Source organism: Clostridium formicaceticum (genome assembly GCF_001854185.1).
GTDB classification, from domain to species: Bacteria; Bacillota; Clostridia; order Peptostreptococcales; family Natronincolaceae; genus Andreesenella; species Andreesenella formicacetica.
This window is the reverse complement of the sequence record NZ_CP017603.1, coordinates 3,119,019-3,134,346: the sequence shown is the minus strand read 5'-3', so window position 1 is coordinate 3,134,346 and position 15,328 is coordinate 3,119,019. Positions and strand designations below refer to the sequence as shown.

Here is a 15,328-nt window from a genome sequence, read left to right as displayed (position 1 = left end):
TCAACTACTTAGATTTAATTTCATTGGTAACACTACCAATAGCCCACCTTGCAATAGTAAGCTTTGTTTTGTCAGCGCCTATTTCAATGGTAAGGGTATCATCTTTAATCTTTAAAATTGTACCATATATTCCACCGATGGTTACAATCTCATCCCCTACTTTAAGATTATTTCTCATTTCTCTGGTTTTCGACTCCCTCTTTTGTTGAGGTCGAATTACCAAAAAGTAAAAAATAGCTAGGAATCCTAAAGGTATAATTAAACCACCTAAATTTTGCATACATTTCCCCCTCTCTTTCTACATAAGATAATTTATTCCACATCTATATTGAATTTCCTTTTTTTTTACTCAATTTATTTAAGAAATAAATAAAATCAATATACTTATAGCATCTAATTTTTCCTATTTTCTTATAATTATACCTCATAACCATATTTTTGAAAAAAGCTTTTTCTATAATCTAGCAGTCGGTCTTCTTTAATAGCTTCCCGTATCTCTTCCATTAATTTAAGTAAAAAATACAAGTTATGATAACTTAATAATCGGAGCCCTAGCACTTCATTCGCTTTAAACAAATGTCTTAAGTATGCTTTTGAATAATTTCTACAGGTATAACAGCTACATTCTGGATCTAACCCTTCAAAGTCTTCGGTATATTTAGCATTTTTTATAACTACTTTACCGCGACTGGTCATAGCTGTACCATTCCTAGCAATTCTAGTGGGCAGTACACAGTCAAACATATCAATACCTCGAATTGCCCCTTCTATTAAACAATCAGGACTTCCCACCCCCATTAAGTATCTAGGTTTGTTTTTTGGCATAAGGGGTGTAGTATGTTCCAGCACTTCATACATTAATGGTTTCGGCTCTCCAACACTTAAACCACCTACTGCATAACCTGGGAAATCAAGTTCCAATAGCTCCTGAGCACTTTGTTTTCTTAGATCAGCATACATGCCCCCTTGGATAATGCCAAAAAGGTTTTGATCCTCAATGTTTTTATGCGCCTCTTTACACCTTTTTGCCCACCTTGTTGTACGTTCTAGAGATTTTTTTACATAATCTCTATCAGCAGGATAAGGCGCACACTCGTCAAACACCATCATAATATCAGAGCCTAGAGCATTTTGAATCTCCACCGCCTTTTCTGGACTAATAAAATGCTTTGAACCATCCAAATGGGATCGAAATTCCACGCCTTCCTCTGATATTTTTCTAAGATCCCCTAAACTAAACACTTGAAACCCACCACTATCTGTCAAGATCGGCTTATCCCAGTTCATAAACTTATGCAGCCCTCCAGCTTTTTTTACAAGTTCATGTCCAGGTCTCAGGTATAAGTGGTAGGTGTTACTTAAAATAATTTGGGATTTTATCTCCTTTAATTCTTCTGGAGCCATGGTTTTTACAGTAGCTTGAGTGCCTACAGGCATAAAAATAGGTGTCTCAATGGTTCCTCTTTTAGTATGTATTTTCCCTAACCTCGCACCACTTTGTTTGCATTCTTTAATAAGTTCATATGTTAAAGCCATTTACTTACCTACCTTTCTACTTAATAAACATTGCGTCTCCAAAGCTAAAAAAACGATATCTTTCTTTGACAGCTGTTTCATATGCCTTCATAATGATATCTTTTTGTGATAAAGCACTAACCAACATAATTAATGTGGATTCGGGTAAATGAAAATTTGTAATCAAATGATCTACAATTTTAAATTCATATCCTGGATAAATAAAAATATCTGTCCATCCACTACCTTCTTTTATTTTTGAGGCCTCTATTGCAGCAGATTCCAGCGTTCTACAGCTAGTAGTACCTACTGCTATTACTTGCCCTCCTTGCGCCTTCGTTGCATTGATGCTATCTGCTGCCTCTTTGCTGATGGTATAATACTCTGAATGCATCTTGTGGCTTTCTATGTCCTCTACCTTTACAGGTCTGAAGGTCCCTAGTCCTACGTGCAGTGTAATATATACTATTTTTACACCTTTTTCCTTGATTTTCTCTAATAATTCTTCTGTAAAATGAAGGCCAGCGGTTGGCGCTGCTGCCGAACCCTGATTTTTGGAATATACTGTCTGATATCGTTCATTATCCTCTAGCGTTTCTGTGATATAAGGAGGTAAAGGCATTTTGCCTAATTGATCCAAGATTTCTTCAAAAACTCCGGTGTAGTGAAATTTAATCACGCGATTTCCTTCTTCAACGATATCTATCACCTCTGCTTGCAATAAACCATCACCAAAAACAAACCGGCTACCTAGCTTAGCTTTCTTACCAGGCTTAACTAATGTCTCCCATGTATCCAGTTCTTTTCTTTTTAATAGTAGAAATTCTACTTTTCCTCCAGTACCTTCCTTTTCTCCAATCAATCTGGCAGGCAGTACTCTTGTATCATTTACTACCAAGCAGTCTCCCGCCTTTAAATAGTTTAAGATATTATAAAAATAAGTATGTTCCATCTCTCCAGTTTTTTTATCTAAAACCAGCAATCGAGATTGGTCTCTCTTTTCTAATGGTTTTTGTGCAATAAGTTCTTCAGGTAAATCAAAGTAAAAATCTTTTGTCTTCATTCTTATTTATTCCACCTTTATGCCTGTATAGTAATGGGCTAGTATTTGCATATAATTGTAACCTTCTTCTGCCATTTTTTTCGCTCCATATTGACTCATACCTAAGCCATGTCCAAATCCTTTACCAACAAATTCAAAGGACTCGGCTGTTACAGCAGAAGAGAACGCTATCTCTCTATAGTTTTTACCATCAAAGATTTTTATATTAGAAGGATTGGTAATTTTCGTTACACCGTTGGCTGAAAGGATAGATTGATTTTGTAGCTCTGTAGCATGAAGGATTTCAGGGTCTCCTTGTATTGTAACATTGCTGTTGCTTGTAGTGTTACCTATAGTATTGCCTATAGGATTCACTGTAAACCATGTGCTTTTCAAGCCGAATAAGTTTCTGCTCCTTTCTTTTACCAACACCTCTTTTCCATTTGTACCATAAATCGTTAGTTCTAAAATTCTGCCGTTTTCTGAAACAGAGGTAGCTTGAATATCTGTAACATCTCCTACAAAAATATTGTTTTTCTCTAATAGACTTTTTATCTGGCCTTTAGTAAACACTTCTTTCCAAGTAGAATTAGGAGCATCTAATGAAAAATCATCCTTTACACCTTTGATATAAGGGAGGGGATTAGACCAAACATTTTCGCTGTTTTCTGTACGCCCACCACTGTTGGAGTGATAAAAGGCGCTGATGACATTTCCATTGTAGGTAATTACCTTAGAACTTGTTTCATTGACAGCACGATTACTGTTGGCATGCTCAGCGTCATAGCCGCCATATACCTGTGATCTGGTGGTATTGCACAGATCAAAGCCTAAGTTTGTAAATCTGCCGATATTAGATACAGCATAACCCCTAGTCACCACCGCCTGTGCCTTTAAGGCTTCTAGCGACCACAGTGCTGGCATTTCTCTTGGCACTACCCCATATAAATATTCTTCTAACAATAGTTTATTGACAATAGACATATCACTAGCACTTAGTCTTTTCGCCCCAATAGCTCCTCTATAGTTTTTTCCCTCTACGCTTATTAAAGAAACATTTCCTTTATCTTCAAAACCTCGAAAATAAATATTTTCCCTACTATCAAACATAAACAGTGGTCTTCCCGCTAAATCTAAAACCTGCACCCTTGTCGCGGATGGAGGGATTACCTTCGTCTGATAGCTGTTTACATTGCTTATTTCTTCTCCTTTTAACTGAGCTTCTTCCTGATGCACATACAGCCCAACAAATACCTTCCAGCCATTTTCATATACCAAGTAAGGTTGATCCATACCTGTACTTAAAGATTGCATAAAACTTAAAGCTTCATTACTGCTACTAAAAGTATCAGCAACCTGTACATGATAAGGGCCTTGAAGATTAGAGGTATTCATCGAAGTATTAATCGCTCCTGTATACTCAACATAACTTCCTCCAGCACCGATATAATGAGTATCTTTTCTTAAAATCACTTCTTTTTTATCCAAAAAATCTAATAATCTTACAAAATTATTTTGCTGAAATTTTCCTATCTCAAATCCATCATTAGCCTTTAAGTTCACCGTAGACTTAGCAGAATTCTCGAAAAAAAGCCCGATTTCTATATACATAGGAATTTGTGCCTTATCAAAAGCAAAGGCTGTCTGTCCACTATGCATTATCATTATTATGATTAAAAATAGCATCGTGATAAAGCCAGTTTTTTTCATGATAGAATTTATCCCCCTCTGATTCAATATAAATAACTAATCTTAAGTCTTAGCAAAATACAGCTTGTGGTTCGTTATCTATACAGTATTCTTCTATAGATATAGGTTTTTAGACTTGCATCTTAGTATCCTTAGCATAAGACTTTGTCCCTGATACATTAAAATTCATATATTTATGTCCATAAGTATATCTTTTTCGACAAGTTCCTAGTGTATTCCTTCAAAAAATTTATTTGTAAAATAAATTCTATCGCTGAAATAATTATTCTCTCTTTAATTTTTCTTACGGAGCATCTTACTATCTTCTAAAAAGATTAAGAATCAGCGTTAAAAAAACACTTAAAATAATGCTTGTTACTAATGGAAAATAGAAGGAGAAGTTTCCTTTTTGAAAGAAGATATCTCCTGGCAATCTACCTAATCCAAGCCTTCCCCCGATTGTTAACAAACCTCCTGCTAAGAAGATCACTATACCTAAAAGGATCAAAGTTCTACCTAAGCCTTCCATTTTTTCACTACTCCTTCTTATATGGAATATTAAAATGTTTATATGCTTTTTCTGATACGATTCTGCCTCTAGGGGTTCTGTTAATAAAGCCAATTTGTAAAAGATAAGGCTCATACACATCTTCAATGGTGTTTTTTTCTTCCGCTGTAGAGGCCGCCAATGTATCTACTCCTACAGGTCCTCCACGGAAATTATCAATCATCGTCTGTATGATTTTTTTATCCACTGCATCTAAGCCTAATTCATCAATTTCTAAAAGGATTAGGGCCTCTTTTGCTACTGTTTTCGTTATTTTTCCATCTGCTCTCACCTGTGCATAATCTCTTATTCTTTTTAGAAGACGATTTGCAATACGAGGTGTCCCTCTAGATCGAGAGGCTATTTCTACAGCAGCTTCCTCTACAATCTCCACCCCTAAAATATTGCCTGAACGCTTCACAATATCTGTTAATTGTTGCGTATTGTATAGATCCAGTTTGCAAATTACACCGAATCTGTCCCTTAATGGAGAGGTCAGTAATCCTGCTCTTGTGGTGGCACCTATTAGTGTAAATTTACATAGATCCAGTCGAATAGACCTAGCACTTGGTCCCTTTCCTATAATAATATCCAGAGCAAAGTCCTCCATAGCAGGATACAATATTTCTTCAACACTTCTATTTAATCTATGTATTTCATCTATAAACAACACATCATTTTCTGAAAGATTGGTCAAAATAGCTGCCAAGTCTCCTGGCCGCTCAATAGCAGGTCCTGAAGTTATTCGGATATTGACATTCATCTCATTTGCAATAATATTAGAAAGGGTTGTTTTGCCTAAACCTGGAGGACCGTATAAAAGTACATGATCCAAAGCTTCCCCTCTAACAGTTGCTGCTTCAATAAAGATTTTTAGTTTTTCTTTTACCTTATCTTGTCCTATATAACTTTCTAAATACTTAGGGCGCAAACCATTTTCTATCTGCTTATCTTCATCCCTTATATGACTGGTTATAATTCTTTCGTCATCTTCCATCAACATCTTCCCACCTCCCTACTTATTTTATTAATAAGCTCAATGCCTTTTTAATCATTTCTTCTACAGATAATTTCTCCTCTTTAATCCTATCAAAAGCTTTTTGAGCTTCCTGTCTATTGTATCCCAAAGACATCAATGCCTCTACAACTTCATAACTAGATGGAGTTTCGATGGCAATGTCGTCTTCTTCTATAGCATAGTGAGTTACTTTATCCTTTAGTTCTAAAATAATTCTTTCAGCGGTCTTTTTCCCCACCCCTGGCACTTTTGAAATACTTTGTATATCATTATTTATGATAAAGTTTGCTAGTTTTGCTGAGGTATAGGTGGACAATACAGCAGCCCCTACTTTAGGACCTACCTTTGAAACAGAAATAAGCTTTTGAAACATGCTTAACTCTTCCTTGGTAGTAAACCCGTACAAACTCATTTCATCCTCTCTCACGATAAAATGCGTAAATATTGTAATGGTTTCTCCTGGTTTCGCCATAGTAGCACTATGGATACTGCTATGGATACGATAGCCTATGCCACCCACTTCAACAACAATTTTATCTAAGATCACATCACTTACCTTTCCTCTTATGTACTCAAACAAATCCATCCCTCCATACAATCTTAATTATTTTAACTTAAATAAATCTTTAAAATTTCCCGAGTGAGCATGACAAACCGCCACAGCTAAGGCATCTGCAACATCATCTGGTTTTGGAACCTTCTCAAGATTTAATATGGTCTTAATCATCTGCTGAACTTGATGTTTTTCTGCTCTTCCATAGCCTACTACCCCCTGCTTTACCTGTAAAGGGGTATATTCATAAACCGGCTTATTATTATTAGCAGCAGCTAATACTGCTACACCTCTGGCTTGACCTACTAATAACACTGTTTTAGCATTTGTATTAAAAAAAAGTTCTTCTATAACCACCGCTTCTGGATGATACTTTATTATGATAATGTTTAATTCTTCGTATATTTTTTTTAAACGCTCCGCAGTAGAGATTTTGCTAGAGGTGGTGATGGCACCATAATCCATTACCTGAAATCTGTTACCTGTATAGTTAATAACACCATAACCCATAATAGCGATACCTGGGTCAATTCCTAATATGATCATTTTGCTTCCTCCATTATATTGAGTAGGTTTATGCTATTTCATAGTGTAACATATTCTATCATAAAAAGCGATATTTGCCCCAATACAAACCCTCAATAAAAATGAATAGAAAAAAATGCAGGACATGTTTTCTAAGTATAAGAAAGCGATATGATTTTTTTGTGATCAATCATATCGCTTTCTTATTAGCTGCTATAGTCTTCTAGCAGTTGGTAGACCTCTTCCTTAGTCTTTCTTAGTATGCCACTTTTTAATTTTTCCTGATCCACATGTGGTAACATGGCAGCGGATACAGCAGTTTTCTCCACGAGTATTTTTTCTCCATTTTCATTAATTTGATAAATTGTAATATAGCCTTCATTAACTGTGATTAGGTAATGATTATAATGATTCGGACATACAGCTTCTTTTCTTTGGAATAAAACTACTTCCTCTGATGAAAACTTTTCAATTTCGAACAAAGGATAATGATTTTGTACATATTCCTGAAATCCTGTTTCATTTAATCCCACCATGGCACTTACCGGCGTCATCACTTCTTCCATGGTGTTTTCACAGATAGTATAAAAAGTCTTATATACTATTTGCGTTTCTGCTTCAATGCTATCCTCATGATAGTTTACTGGCGCATCATCACTTTCCTCTAGCTGTTGAACATTATCAATACGCTCGTTTCGTTGTATATTATTCTCTTCTGCAAAGGGTATTTTTTCATCCTGTGGAGGTGTGAATTTATAGTATCCCGCAAAAAACCCTACTATAATAAAACTACAAGCTATAATGAAAAAAATTACTTTTGAAGGGAATCTTCTCTTTTTTCTAAACATAAAATAACCTCCTTATCTATCTAGAAGGTTATTTTATCCAAATTTTAGAAAACTATACTTTGTTTCATTTAACATCTTTTATCGTTTTAAATAAAGTGCATGATTCTTTTAAAAAAATCCATACTAAATATTGAAGTTAATTTGTTTAATAAGGAGTTGTTTAATATGGATAGATTAGCTCTTATTTTGGTAATTATAGGCGCATTAAATTGGGGACTGATAGGGCTGTTTCAGTTTGACTTAGTAGCATCTTTGTTTGGTGGTCAAGCTACTTTATTGAGTAGAGCTGTATATACCTTAGTAGGAATCGCTGGTGCCTACTGTATTAGTTTACTGTTTAGAGAAAGAACTACTACGAGAGAGTAACAAAAATTTCAAATATCCCTAAAAGAACTTAAGAAAAGAGATAATATTATTTGCTAAGAGATATTATCTCTTCTTTAAATTACAGACAAAGATTGAAGGTTAAGGAATTTTTTGTTAATATTAAAGACAAGGAGGTGTTGTATGTATATGGATAACTTAGCATTTATCTATAAAAGACATAGCGTCCGACAATTTAAGAATCAAGATGTGCCTCATGAGGATATCCTAGAAATTCTTAAAGCAGCCACCTACGCACCCTCAGGTAAAAACACGCAGAATTGGCATTTTGTTGTATTAAAAAACAAGAAAAAAATCCAAGAACTAGCAAAAATTATTGAAGATAAAACCCATGAAATTGCCAACTATACTGAAGATGATAAGCTTAAAAAAGGGGTTTTAAAGTTCCTTCATTATCATACCTTTTTTAAGGATGCCCCTGTTCTTATTTTAGTCTTTGCTGGCCCTTATTCTATTGGCTCTTATGATCTTTTAAAACAAGTCGGTAAAATAGAAGAAGCCAAGGAGATTTTAAAGTCTGCTCCAGGCATTCAAAACATTGGTGCTGCAATGGAGAACTTATTACTAGCTGCCGCCGCCAAAGGCTATGGTACCTGTTGGATGACCGGACCTAATTATGCTGCTAGGGAGATTGAAACCGCATTAGGCTTTGAAAAAGAAGGCTATTACTTAGCCGCCATGACGCCCTTAGGTCTCCCAGAAAAAGAGGAGCTTAACAGCCCTCCTCGAAAAGACTTACAGGAAGTAATTACAATAATAGAATAAGAAATCGTAGGGAAGTCTTGGCTCTTCCCTACGATTTCTTATTCTATTCGATATGAATGTTATTCTTTATTTTTTTGTTGGTTTTGGGTAAGATAGGAAAACTATTTTGCAGGCTTTAATGATTTCTCTTTAGCTATAGCTGATATATCTTTACCAACGCCTTTTTAATTTTGCTTTTGAATGAAAACGCTGATTTAAAACTATAAATGTAGTTTCTGCATATTAGTATTTAAAAGGATTTTAAATAATCATTTTATCATTTATGATAACATTCAATATGATAATTCCTAATTTCTACAGTTTTCAAGTTCTCCTTAGTTTTGTTTCTAGAACACCCCCTACCCCTATAATAGTATTCCTGATACAGCTATCGGTATGTCTGATGCTATTAATAAAAATAATTCATTTGTCTGATATAACAATTTATATTAATATAAAACTATGGTTATTCACTGGCAAGCATTTTTAGAAACCAATTTATATTTTTTCAAAATAAGAGGGAGCATTATCATGGAGAGAGTTTATTTTAAAAAAGAGAATTGTTGCAGTTGTAGTGCATGTTATAACATTTGTCCTACACAGGCAATTTATATGCAACCAGACGAAGAGGGGTTTTTATACCCCATTATAGATCAAACATTATGCGTGGATTGTCATAGCTGCGTAAATGTTTGTCCTCTAATTTGTGATGGAGGTTATAAAGAAAAGACTATACCGGAATTTTTTGTAGCTAAACATAAATCAGAAGAAGTTTTAATGAATTCCACATCTGGAGGAGTCTTCACAGCAATTTCCGATGCAATACTTCGGGAAGATGGCGTAGTTTATGGTGCTGACTACGACGATGAATTCCGTGTATTACATAAGAGAGCAGAAAATTACCAGCAACGAAATCGAATGAGGATATCTAAGTATGTACAAAGCAACCTAGAGGATATTTTTCAGCAAATAAAAAAGGACTTATACAATAAAAGAAAGGTACTCTTTACTGGAACGCCATGCCAAAGCGCAGGACTGAGGGGATATATGGGTGATTCGCCATTGATTGAGAATCTATACCTATGTGATTTGATTTGTCACAGCATTCCCAGCCCTTTGATTTGGGAGGATTATAAAAGACTATTGGAAAAAGAATATGGAGGAAAGCTAACCAGTATTCAATTTCGCTCTAAATTCATTGATTGGAGCCGGGAAAACAGCAACAAAACATTTCTATTTACCACTTCCCATAGCCAAGAGCTCCATAACGATAAAAGATTCTATCAACTTTTCTTTGGAGAAAAGACGATCATGCGTCCCTCTTGCGAAAAATGTCGATTTACAGATATATATCGTGCATCAGATATCACAATTGCAGATTACTGGGGAATTGAAAAGTACGCTCCTGAATGGATGGATAAAAAAGGGGTTTCTGTAATTTTAATTAACAATAAGAAAGGTGTATATCTTCTTGAGAAATGTAGTGATGAGTTGAAATACGAAAAACGTCCAAAAGAAGAATCTCTTGCAGAACAACAACGTTTAAGTGAACCTGTAAAGTTTCCAGAAAGTCGTAAGAAATTCTGGGAGGATTATAGAAAATATGGCTTTGCGCATATCATAGAAGGATTGAAGGATTAACTAGCAGCACTTCTAGGTTTTGTAAATTCACTCAGGCATCCAAGAACGTTGAAAACTTTTAAATCAGGTGGAGAGTCTACTCCACCTGATTTAAAAGTTTCTTATTACCATAAGGTTTAATTGAAAATAAATGTTGGTATCTTGTAAAAAATTAAGGAATAAGAAAATTGTTCACTAAATTCCATGTAATACTATTTTATATATTCGGTAACTAAATCAATAAAAAGTATCCCTTCTAAATGATCTATTTCATGGCAAAAACATTTTGCTAAATCTCCTGTGCCTGTTAGTATAATTTCTTCTCCATTTTCATCCAATGCTTGTACTGTAACTTTTGCAGGTCTTATTACCTTTCCCCATTTATTTGGGATACTCAAACATCCTTCTATAACTTCTTGAGTTCCTTCTTGATTAATTATCTTTGGATTCACCAGCTTTATAAGTCCTTGTCCCATATCTATTACAACTAATCGTTTTAATATACCTATTTGTGGGCCCGCTAATCCTCCTCCGTTTTCTGTATTATACATAGTATCTGCCATATCATTTAATACTTGTCTTATTCTATCATCTACAACTTCAACAGGCTTGCTCTTTTTCCTCAATATTTCATCATCCAATAATCTGATTTGTCTTAACGCCATTTAAACTACACCTCTACTTTGCTCTGCTCTTGATTTTCTCTGGCTTTCTTCAAAAAGAAAAACATCTTCTATTGTACTATCGAATACTTTAGCAATATCGTAAGCCAACCATATAGATGGTTCAAACTTCTCTGTTTCAATAGCGTTTATTGCTTGTCTTGATACACCTACAAGTTCCCCTAATTGTTCTTGGGTTAGTCCCAAAGATTCACGGAATTGCTTTAATTTATTTTTCATTAATAATCACTCCTGTAATGTTAACCTTATATCATCAATGTAGCATCTTTTTGTTTTCACGTCAAGTTAACCTTACATTTATAGTGCAGGGAGCATCATTTATGAAGCATCATTTTCAAAAAATAAAAAATGACTATAACATAAAACATTATAATCATTGATTTTACTTGAAAATTCAATATATGGCGGGAGTACGTGGGAATCGAACCCACCCAAGAGGCTACTAACCCCTCGCGCTGGTTTTGAAGACCCCATTTCCAGCTAATATATTATATTCTAGTAATTCCAATTATTATAAGGTTTCATGTCCAATTTGCAGAATGGTTTGTCCTTAACCATAATATTAAAGTAAAAAAATGGATATGTCAATAAAAACAAACCATGTATTCATTTAATATATTGTCCACCCTTATTATCATTATTATTGTAGGGGGAAAATCCAAAAATCCGATGTACAAGATTTTGTACCTCGTAGGAAGGTAGTTCAAAATTTTGGACACCTTCCCGTCAAATATGACTTGCTTCAACTACTACAAAATTTTGTACCAGTTTCAAAAATGAAAAAGCAATGGAGTGCCAAATTAGACACCCCTTTGACATAGGGGTGGGTAACCTTACCCTTACCTACTATCTCAATAACATTATTGAGTTTGCTGACGTTCTATATATCCGTTATACTATTTACTCCAACTCCTACAGCCAAACCTATTAACGCACCTATAATTGTTTGTGTATCTCCAACTCCAGCAACTAAACAATAAGTTAATATCCCCACAATTGCAAACTGAAATAATACTGCTGATATTACTTTTATTTTATTATCAACCATTGCCATTTACCCTCCTATGGTAATTATAAAGCATTTGCCAAAGCTGTTCCCTAGTTACATTAGATTTTGGATTCGTTCCATCACTTACCCTATTCTCTATTACCCATTGCTGTGCATCCTTAGCCCAGCTTGATATTTCATCCTCTATTTTTCTTTTGTCTAATTTATAATGTTTTGCAATTACTTCAGCTTGTGCCTTAGCAATTAATTCATGATTATTTTTAAAAAACAAACAATCGTCATGATTTGTATGAAACCCATTTTCAACAATCATTGCTGATTTAGCTTTATTAAATCTCAATTCACCATAATAATTAAATCCCGGCTGCCCTTCTCTATGTTTTACGCCTCTATTATTATGATTAAATAAGTCTGCTGTAGCATCACATATAGCTTGTGCAAGTGTTTTATTAGGTGTTTCTACACTATCCCATACTTCTGTCCCTCTTACAGTGCTTCCTGCTGCGTTAGAATGTATGGAGAAATACAGATCATATCCTTCACCCATTTTTGATCTGTCATTTATTTGAGGATTATCGTTTATATTTTTTCTAACTAGATTAACAACTACATTATTATACTTTTCTAATTCTGTTTTTAAAATTAAACTATAATAATAATTGTTGTCGCCCTCATTAAAATACAAACCACCTCTATTATGTATGTTGCCTGCCCCATGTCCTGCTGATAGTAATATCTTAATCATCACATCACCACCTATTTAAAAATCTTATTCTTTATCTCTTTCACATCACTTTTCACATCTTCAATTATGTTAAATTTACTCGTTAACTCTTGTATAATCTCTTGATATTTACCTTCTCTTTTGCTATTTTCTCTTAATACATAAAAAAGAAGATATACAAATAATGCTGCAAATGCTCCCTGCCCTATCATATACCTCATTATTTCATTTTCCATATGACCACCTACTTTTTCTAAAGATATGAACTAAAAAACTCATAAAAATAACACCCTATTCAGGTGCCTACAATACTTCTAACTTTCCTTCTTCCTCTTCTTGCGGAATAATCGCCATAAACTCTTCTAACTCCCCTATTTTCGCATCGATAAGGTCATACTGGGCTTTAATATTTTGGGACTGTTGTATTAGTTGTTGTTGCTGTCTTTTATAGTTGTCTATCTCGTTTCGAATCTGCTCTTTTGTTAAAATTTCCTCGGTTGTTCTAGTCACTACCACTGCTGCACCTACACTTTTTCTTACCTGTTGATCTAAAATTTTTACATTCATTTTTAATTTCTCCTTTCGTTATGGTATATACGGAAATGCTTGAGCCAAATGCATAAAATACCACCCAAGCACTTTATCATTAAATTGCACATTTCTTACTTCATCACTTACTGCATTGCTCATTTCATGTAATTTATTTGCGATATTCCTAAATTTATATGCGTATACTTTTTTATCATTAATAGTCATTTTGTTTGAATCGGATAACTGTGTTGTAGGATAACCCATGTTGGTTCTATAGAGGGCAAATTGATTAATTCTATCAACAAGTTCATTCCATCTGGTGTGCAAAATATTTGTTGTAGGATAACCATTAGTAAAATACATCATCTCTATATTGAACCAAGTCCAATTTTGTGGTCTACCTGTTGTTGTTGTGACTACTATCTGCTGATATCCTCCACTGCCACTGTCGTTTCTGGGTATAACCCTTATAGTGTAAGATGTATTTGGTTGCAACAAATTCACAGTGTAATTAAGAAGTCCTTGAACACTTCCATTGAGAACATTGTTGACATAAATATCATACCACACTGTACTTTTAGACTCATCCCATGCTATAGAGATACTATTTGCATCAATATTCGTTAGCCGCAAACCTGTTAAAGTTGGTGGTACTGTTAAAACGTCTACCCAATCAGTCCATCCAGAAAAATCACCATTGGCGTTTTCTGCACTCACTCTGACGTAATGATACTCTCCTAGTTCTAAGTTGCTAAAATTATACGAAGTAGAAGAAGTTGTATAATTCTTAACATCGTATGGACTGATAAACTGCACTCTATAAATAGAAGCTCCTAGGACACTATTCCAACTCGCTGTGGCAGTTGTTTGTCCTGTAAGGTTAAAGGTTAAACCTGTTGGAACTGTAGGTGTAATGTAGTTTGTTGTAAATTCAACTATGCTTGACCATCCTGTATATCCACCAGTGGTAAAAGCACGAACTCTTGCTCTATAGGTTGTTCCTGCGGATAATCCTAACGTAGTAATAGAAGTATTGACAGTACTATAAGTTAGTGGTGTTCCTCCTGTCGTTGGTGTAAGTTCTATTTGATAAGAAGTAGTGTTTGGAGTACCTGTCCAATACCCATAGGCGGTATTTGTACCTGTAGCATAAAAATTAAGATTGAAATTATGCTTTATAGCAGTAAATGTTTTTAATTCAGAACGGTTTCCGTTAATATCGTAAGCTCTTATTAGGAATTCATGTATTCCATAAGACAATGAAGATGTGTCAAAAGTAACACGATAAGGCACTGATAACTTACTAGATGGAGGATATGCTACTTTAGTACCTAGTTGGGAATTATAGAAATTCACATAACTAATACCGTCCCCTCCAAAAGCTTCTACTTCTATTTCTAAAGTATCCCCTATATAATTATTCCTTGGAAATAAGATGTTTGTTTGAACAGGGACACCCACTACATTAAATTGAGCAGTTTGAGTATAATTTGCTCCACCCGTAGCTCTTAACAACAATCTATATGATCCATTCTCAGTTATTTCATCGAATACACCTGTTGGGATCGGTGAATTTTGCGTGCAATAACCGATAACGGATCGCATTTCAGCATTCCCTGCGGGAATAACTTGACCTGATGGCACAATCCACGTATGCCAACCATCGCTATATAAATGCGTGTTGTCTCTATCTCTATGTAACTCAACCCACATTGTCGTATCAGAGATCAAGTTGACGGGATTTTTAAAGAGTACCGCAACTGCTTCATGGTTTATAGGGAGGGTTGATAGATCGAATGTAGTAGTGGGTTGCCATATTGTTGCAGGGAATGCCCCTGCCTGTAATTCTTGACCTATCGTATTTGGTAGAGGATAACCCCATACCTGTAAGATTGA

General features: G+C 34.8%; 19 protein-coding genes. 3 read left to right on the top strand and 16 right to left on the bottom strand.

All coding sequences use genetic code 11. The features are described from left to right. Window positions 1–4: 4 nt before the first annotated feature. The 9 genes from yajC to BJL90_RS14355 form a co-directional block, all read right to left on the bottom strand. Window positions 5–280, bottom strand: a complete 276-nt coding sequence (yajC, locus tag BJL90_RS14395; RefSeq protein WP_070969423.1) for a preprotein translocase subunit YajC — start codon at window positions 278–280, stop codon at window positions 5–7. Between the two features lie 137 nt (window positions 281–417). Further along, complete coding sequence (gene tgt / locus BJL90_RS14390; protein WP_070969420.1) at window positions 418–1,536, bottom strand: tRNA guanosine(34) transglycosylase Tgt; 1,119 nt, start codon at window positions 1,534–1,536, stop codon at window positions 418–420. A gap of 16 nt (window positions 1,537–1,552) precedes the next feature. After that, complete coding sequence (queA, locus tag BJL90_RS14385) at window positions 1,553–2,578, bottom strand: tRNA preQ1(34) S-adenosylmethionine ribosyltransferase-isomerase QueA (protein ID WP_070969417.1); 1,026 nt, start codon at window positions 2,576–2,578, stop codon at window positions 1,553–1,555. Window positions 2,579–2,584: 6 nt separating this feature from the next. Further along, window positions 2,585–4,267 carry a SpoIID/LytB domain-containing protein gene (locus BJL90_RS14380; RefSeq protein WP_070969414.1) on the bottom strand — a complete coding sequence of 561 codons (1,683 nt, stop codon included), beginning with the start codon at window positions 4,265–4,267 and terminating at the stop codon, window positions 2,585–2,587. 298 nt (window positions 4,268–4,565) lie between these two features. Further along, window positions 4,566–4,775, bottom strand: a complete 210-nt coding sequence (locus BJL90_RS14375; RefSeq protein WP_070969411.1) for a DUF2905 domain-containing protein — start codon at window positions 4,773–4,775, stop codon at window positions 4,566–4,568. Window positions 4,776–4,782: 7 nt separating this feature from the next. After that, the gene (gene ruvB, locus BJL90_RS14370; protein WP_070969409.1) at window positions 4,783–5,796 is read right to left on the bottom strand and encodes a Holliday junction branch migration DNA helicase RuvB; all 1,014 of its coding nucleotides are present in this window, start codon (window positions 5,794–5,796) and stop codon (window positions 4,783–4,785) included. Between the two features lie 16 nt (window positions 5,797–5,812). Further along, window positions 5,813–6,397: a Holliday junction branch migration protein RuvA gene (ruvA, locus tag BJL90_RS14365; protein WP_236904922.1), complete on the bottom strand. Its 585-nt coding sequence runs from the start codon at window positions 6,395–6,397 to the stop codon at window positions 5,813–5,815. 18 nt (window positions 6,398–6,415) lie between these two features. Then, window positions 6,416–6,910: a crossover junction endodeoxyribonuclease RuvC gene (gene ruvC / locus BJL90_RS14360; RefSeq protein WP_070969403.1), complete on the bottom strand. Its 495-nt coding sequence runs from the start codon at window positions 6,908–6,910 to the stop codon at window positions 6,416–6,418. A gap of 185 nt (window positions 6,911–7,095) precedes the next feature. Beyond that, the gene (locus BJL90_RS14355) at window positions 7,096–7,737 is read right to left on the bottom strand and encodes a BofC C-terminal domain-containing protein (RefSeq protein WP_070969400.1); all 642 of its coding nucleotides are present in this window, start codon (window positions 7,735–7,737) and stop codon (window positions 7,096–7,098) included. Window positions 7,738–7,902: 165 nt separating this feature from the next. On the opposite strand from BJL90_RS14355, the gene BJL90_RS14350 reads away from it, so the two are divergent. From BJL90_RS14350 to BJL90_RS14340, 3 genes are all read left to right on the top strand, one after another. After that, the gene (locus BJL90_RS14350) at window positions 7,903–8,103 is read left to right on the top strand and encodes a DUF378 domain-containing protein (protein ID WP_070969397.1); all 201 of its coding nucleotides are present in this window, start codon (window positions 7,903–7,905) and stop codon (window positions 8,101–8,103) included. Between the two features lie 147 nt (window positions 8,104–8,250). Beyond that, window positions 8,251–8,886, top strand: coding sequence for a nitroreductase family protein (locus BJL90_RS14345; RefSeq protein WP_070973253.1), 636 nt, complete (start codon window positions 8,251–8,253; stop codon window positions 8,884–8,886). Between the two features lie 510 nt (window positions 8,887–9,396). Further along, a complete protein-coding gene (locus tag BJL90_RS14340; RefSeq protein ID WP_070969394.1) occupies window positions 9,397–10,506 on the top strand; it encodes a Coenzyme F420 hydrogenase/dehydrogenase, beta subunit C-terminal domain in 1,110 nt (369 codons plus the stop codon). A 191-nt stretch (window positions 10,507–10,697) separates the two neighbouring features. Here BJL90_RS14340 and def read toward each other — a convergent pair whose 3' ends face one another. The 7 genes from def to BJL90_RS14310 form a co-directional block, all read right to left on the bottom strand. Continuing rightward, a complete protein-coding gene (gene def, locus BJL90_RS14335; protein WP_070969391.1) occupies window positions 10,698–11,150 on the bottom strand; it encodes a peptide deformylase in 453 nt (150 codons plus the stop codon). Beyond that, window positions 11,151–11,387: a helix-turn-helix transcriptional regulator gene (locus BJL90_RS14330; protein WP_070969388.1), complete on the bottom strand. Its 237-nt coding sequence runs from the start codon at window positions 11,385–11,387 to the stop codon at window positions 11,151–11,153. A gap of 661 nt (window positions 11,388–12,048) precedes the next feature. After that, window positions 12,049–12,222 (bottom strand): hypothetical protein, encoded by a 174-nt coding sequence (locus BJL90_RS22075; protein WP_156778814.1) that lies wholly within the window; start codon window positions 12,220–12,222, stop codon window positions 12,049–12,051. Beyond that, entirely contained in the window at window positions 12,209–12,922 is a 714-nt protein-coding gene (locus BJL90_RS14325; RefSeq protein ID WP_070969386.1) for an N-acetylmuramoyl-L-alanine amidase, read from the bottom strand. Before BJL90_RS14325 ends, BJL90_RS22075 begins: the two co-directional genes overlap by 14 nt. Before the next feature lie 11 nt (window positions 12,923–12,933). Beyond that, on the bottom strand, window positions 12,934–13,137 hold the full coding sequence (locus tag BJL90_RS14320) for a BhlA/UviB family holin-like peptide (protein ID WP_070969382.1): 204 nt from the start codon (window positions 13,135–13,137) through the stop codon (window positions 12,934–12,936). 67 nt (window positions 13,138–13,204) lie between these two features. Then, entirely contained in the window at window positions 13,205–13,468 is a 264-nt protein-coding gene (locus BJL90_RS14315) for a hypothetical protein (protein ID WP_070969379.1), read from the bottom strand. 18 nt (window positions 13,469–13,486) lie between these two features. After that, window positions 13,487–15,037, bottom strand: coding sequence for a fibronectin type III domain-containing protein (locus BJL90_RS14310; RefSeq protein ID WP_156778813.1), 1,551 nt, complete (start codon window positions 15,035–15,037; stop codon window positions 13,487–13,489). Window positions 15,038–15,328: the final 291 nt, after the last annotated feature.

Bases quoted from the DNA above. Each gene is read 5' to 3' on its own strand.
- yajC (WP_070969423.1), bottom strand. From the start codon at position 280: ATGCAAAATTTAGGTGGTTTAATTATACCTTTAGGATTCCTAGCTATT.
- tgt (WP_070969420.1), bottom strand. From the start codon at position 1,536: ATGGCTTTAACATATGAACTTATTAAAGAATGCAAACAAAGTGGTGCG.
- queA (WP_070969417.1), bottom strand. From the start codon at position 2,578: ATGAAGACAAAAGATTTTTACTTTGATTTACCTGAAGAACTTATTGCA.
- BJL90_RS14380 (WP_070969414.1), bottom strand. From the start codon at position 4,267: ATGAAAAAAACTGGCTTTATCACGATGCTATTTTTAATCATAATAATG.
- BJL90_RS14375 (WP_070969411.1), bottom strand. From the start codon at position 4,775: ATGGAAGGCTTAGGTAGAACTTTGATCCTTTTAGGTATAGTGATCTTC.
- ruvB (WP_070969409.1), bottom strand. From the start codon at position 5,796: ATGTTGATGGAAGATGACGAAAGAATTATAACCAGTCATATAAGGGAT.
- ruvA (WP_236904922.1), bottom strand. From the start codon at position 6,397: ATGGATTTGTTTGAGTACATAAGAGGAAAGGTAAGTGATGTGATCTTA.
- ruvC (WP_070969403.1), bottom strand. From the start codon at position 6,910: ATGATCATATTAGGAATTGACCCAGGTATCGCTATTATGGGTTATGGT.
- BJL90_RS14355 (WP_070969400.1), bottom strand. From the start codon at position 7,737: ATGTTTAGAAAAAAGAGAAGATTCCCTTCAAAAGTAATTTTTTTCATT.
- BJL90_RS14350 (WP_070969397.1), top strand. From the start codon at position 7,903: ATGGATAGATTAGCTCTTATTTTGGTAATTATAGGCGCATTAAATTGG.
- BJL90_RS14345 (WP_070973253.1), top strand. From the start codon at position 8,251: ATGGATAACTTAGCATTTATCTATAAAAGACATAGCGTCCGACAATTT.
- BJL90_RS14340 (WP_070969394.1), top strand. From the start codon at position 9,397: ATGGAGAGAGTTTATTTTAAAAAAGAGAATTGTTGCAGTTGTAGTGCA.
- def (WP_070969391.1), bottom strand. From the start codon at position 11,150: ATGGCGTTAAGACAAATCAGATTATTGGATGATGAAATATTGAGGAAA.
- BJL90_RS14330 (WP_070969388.1), bottom strand. From the start codon at position 11,387: ATGAAAAATAAATTAAAGCAATTCCGTGAATCTTTGGGACTAACCCAA.
- BJL90_RS22075 (WP_156778814.1), bottom strand. From the start codon at position 12,222: ATGGCAATGGTTGATAATAAAATAAAAGTAATATCAGCAGTATTATTT.
- BJL90_RS14325 (WP_070969386.1), bottom strand. From the start codon at position 12,922: ATGATTAAGATATTACTATCAGCAGGACATGGGGCAGGCAACATACAT.
- BJL90_RS14320 (WP_070969382.1), bottom strand. From the start codon at position 13,137: ATGGAAAATGAAATAATGAGGTATATGATAGGGCAGGGAGCATTTGCA.
- BJL90_RS14315 (WP_070969379.1), bottom strand. From the start codon at position 13,468: ATGAATGTAAAAATTTTAGATCAACAGGTAAGAAAAAGTGTAGGTGCA.
- BJL90_RS14310 (WP_156778813.1), bottom strand. From the start codon at position 15,037: ATGCGATCCGTTATCGGTTATTGCACGCAAAATTCACCGATCCCAACA.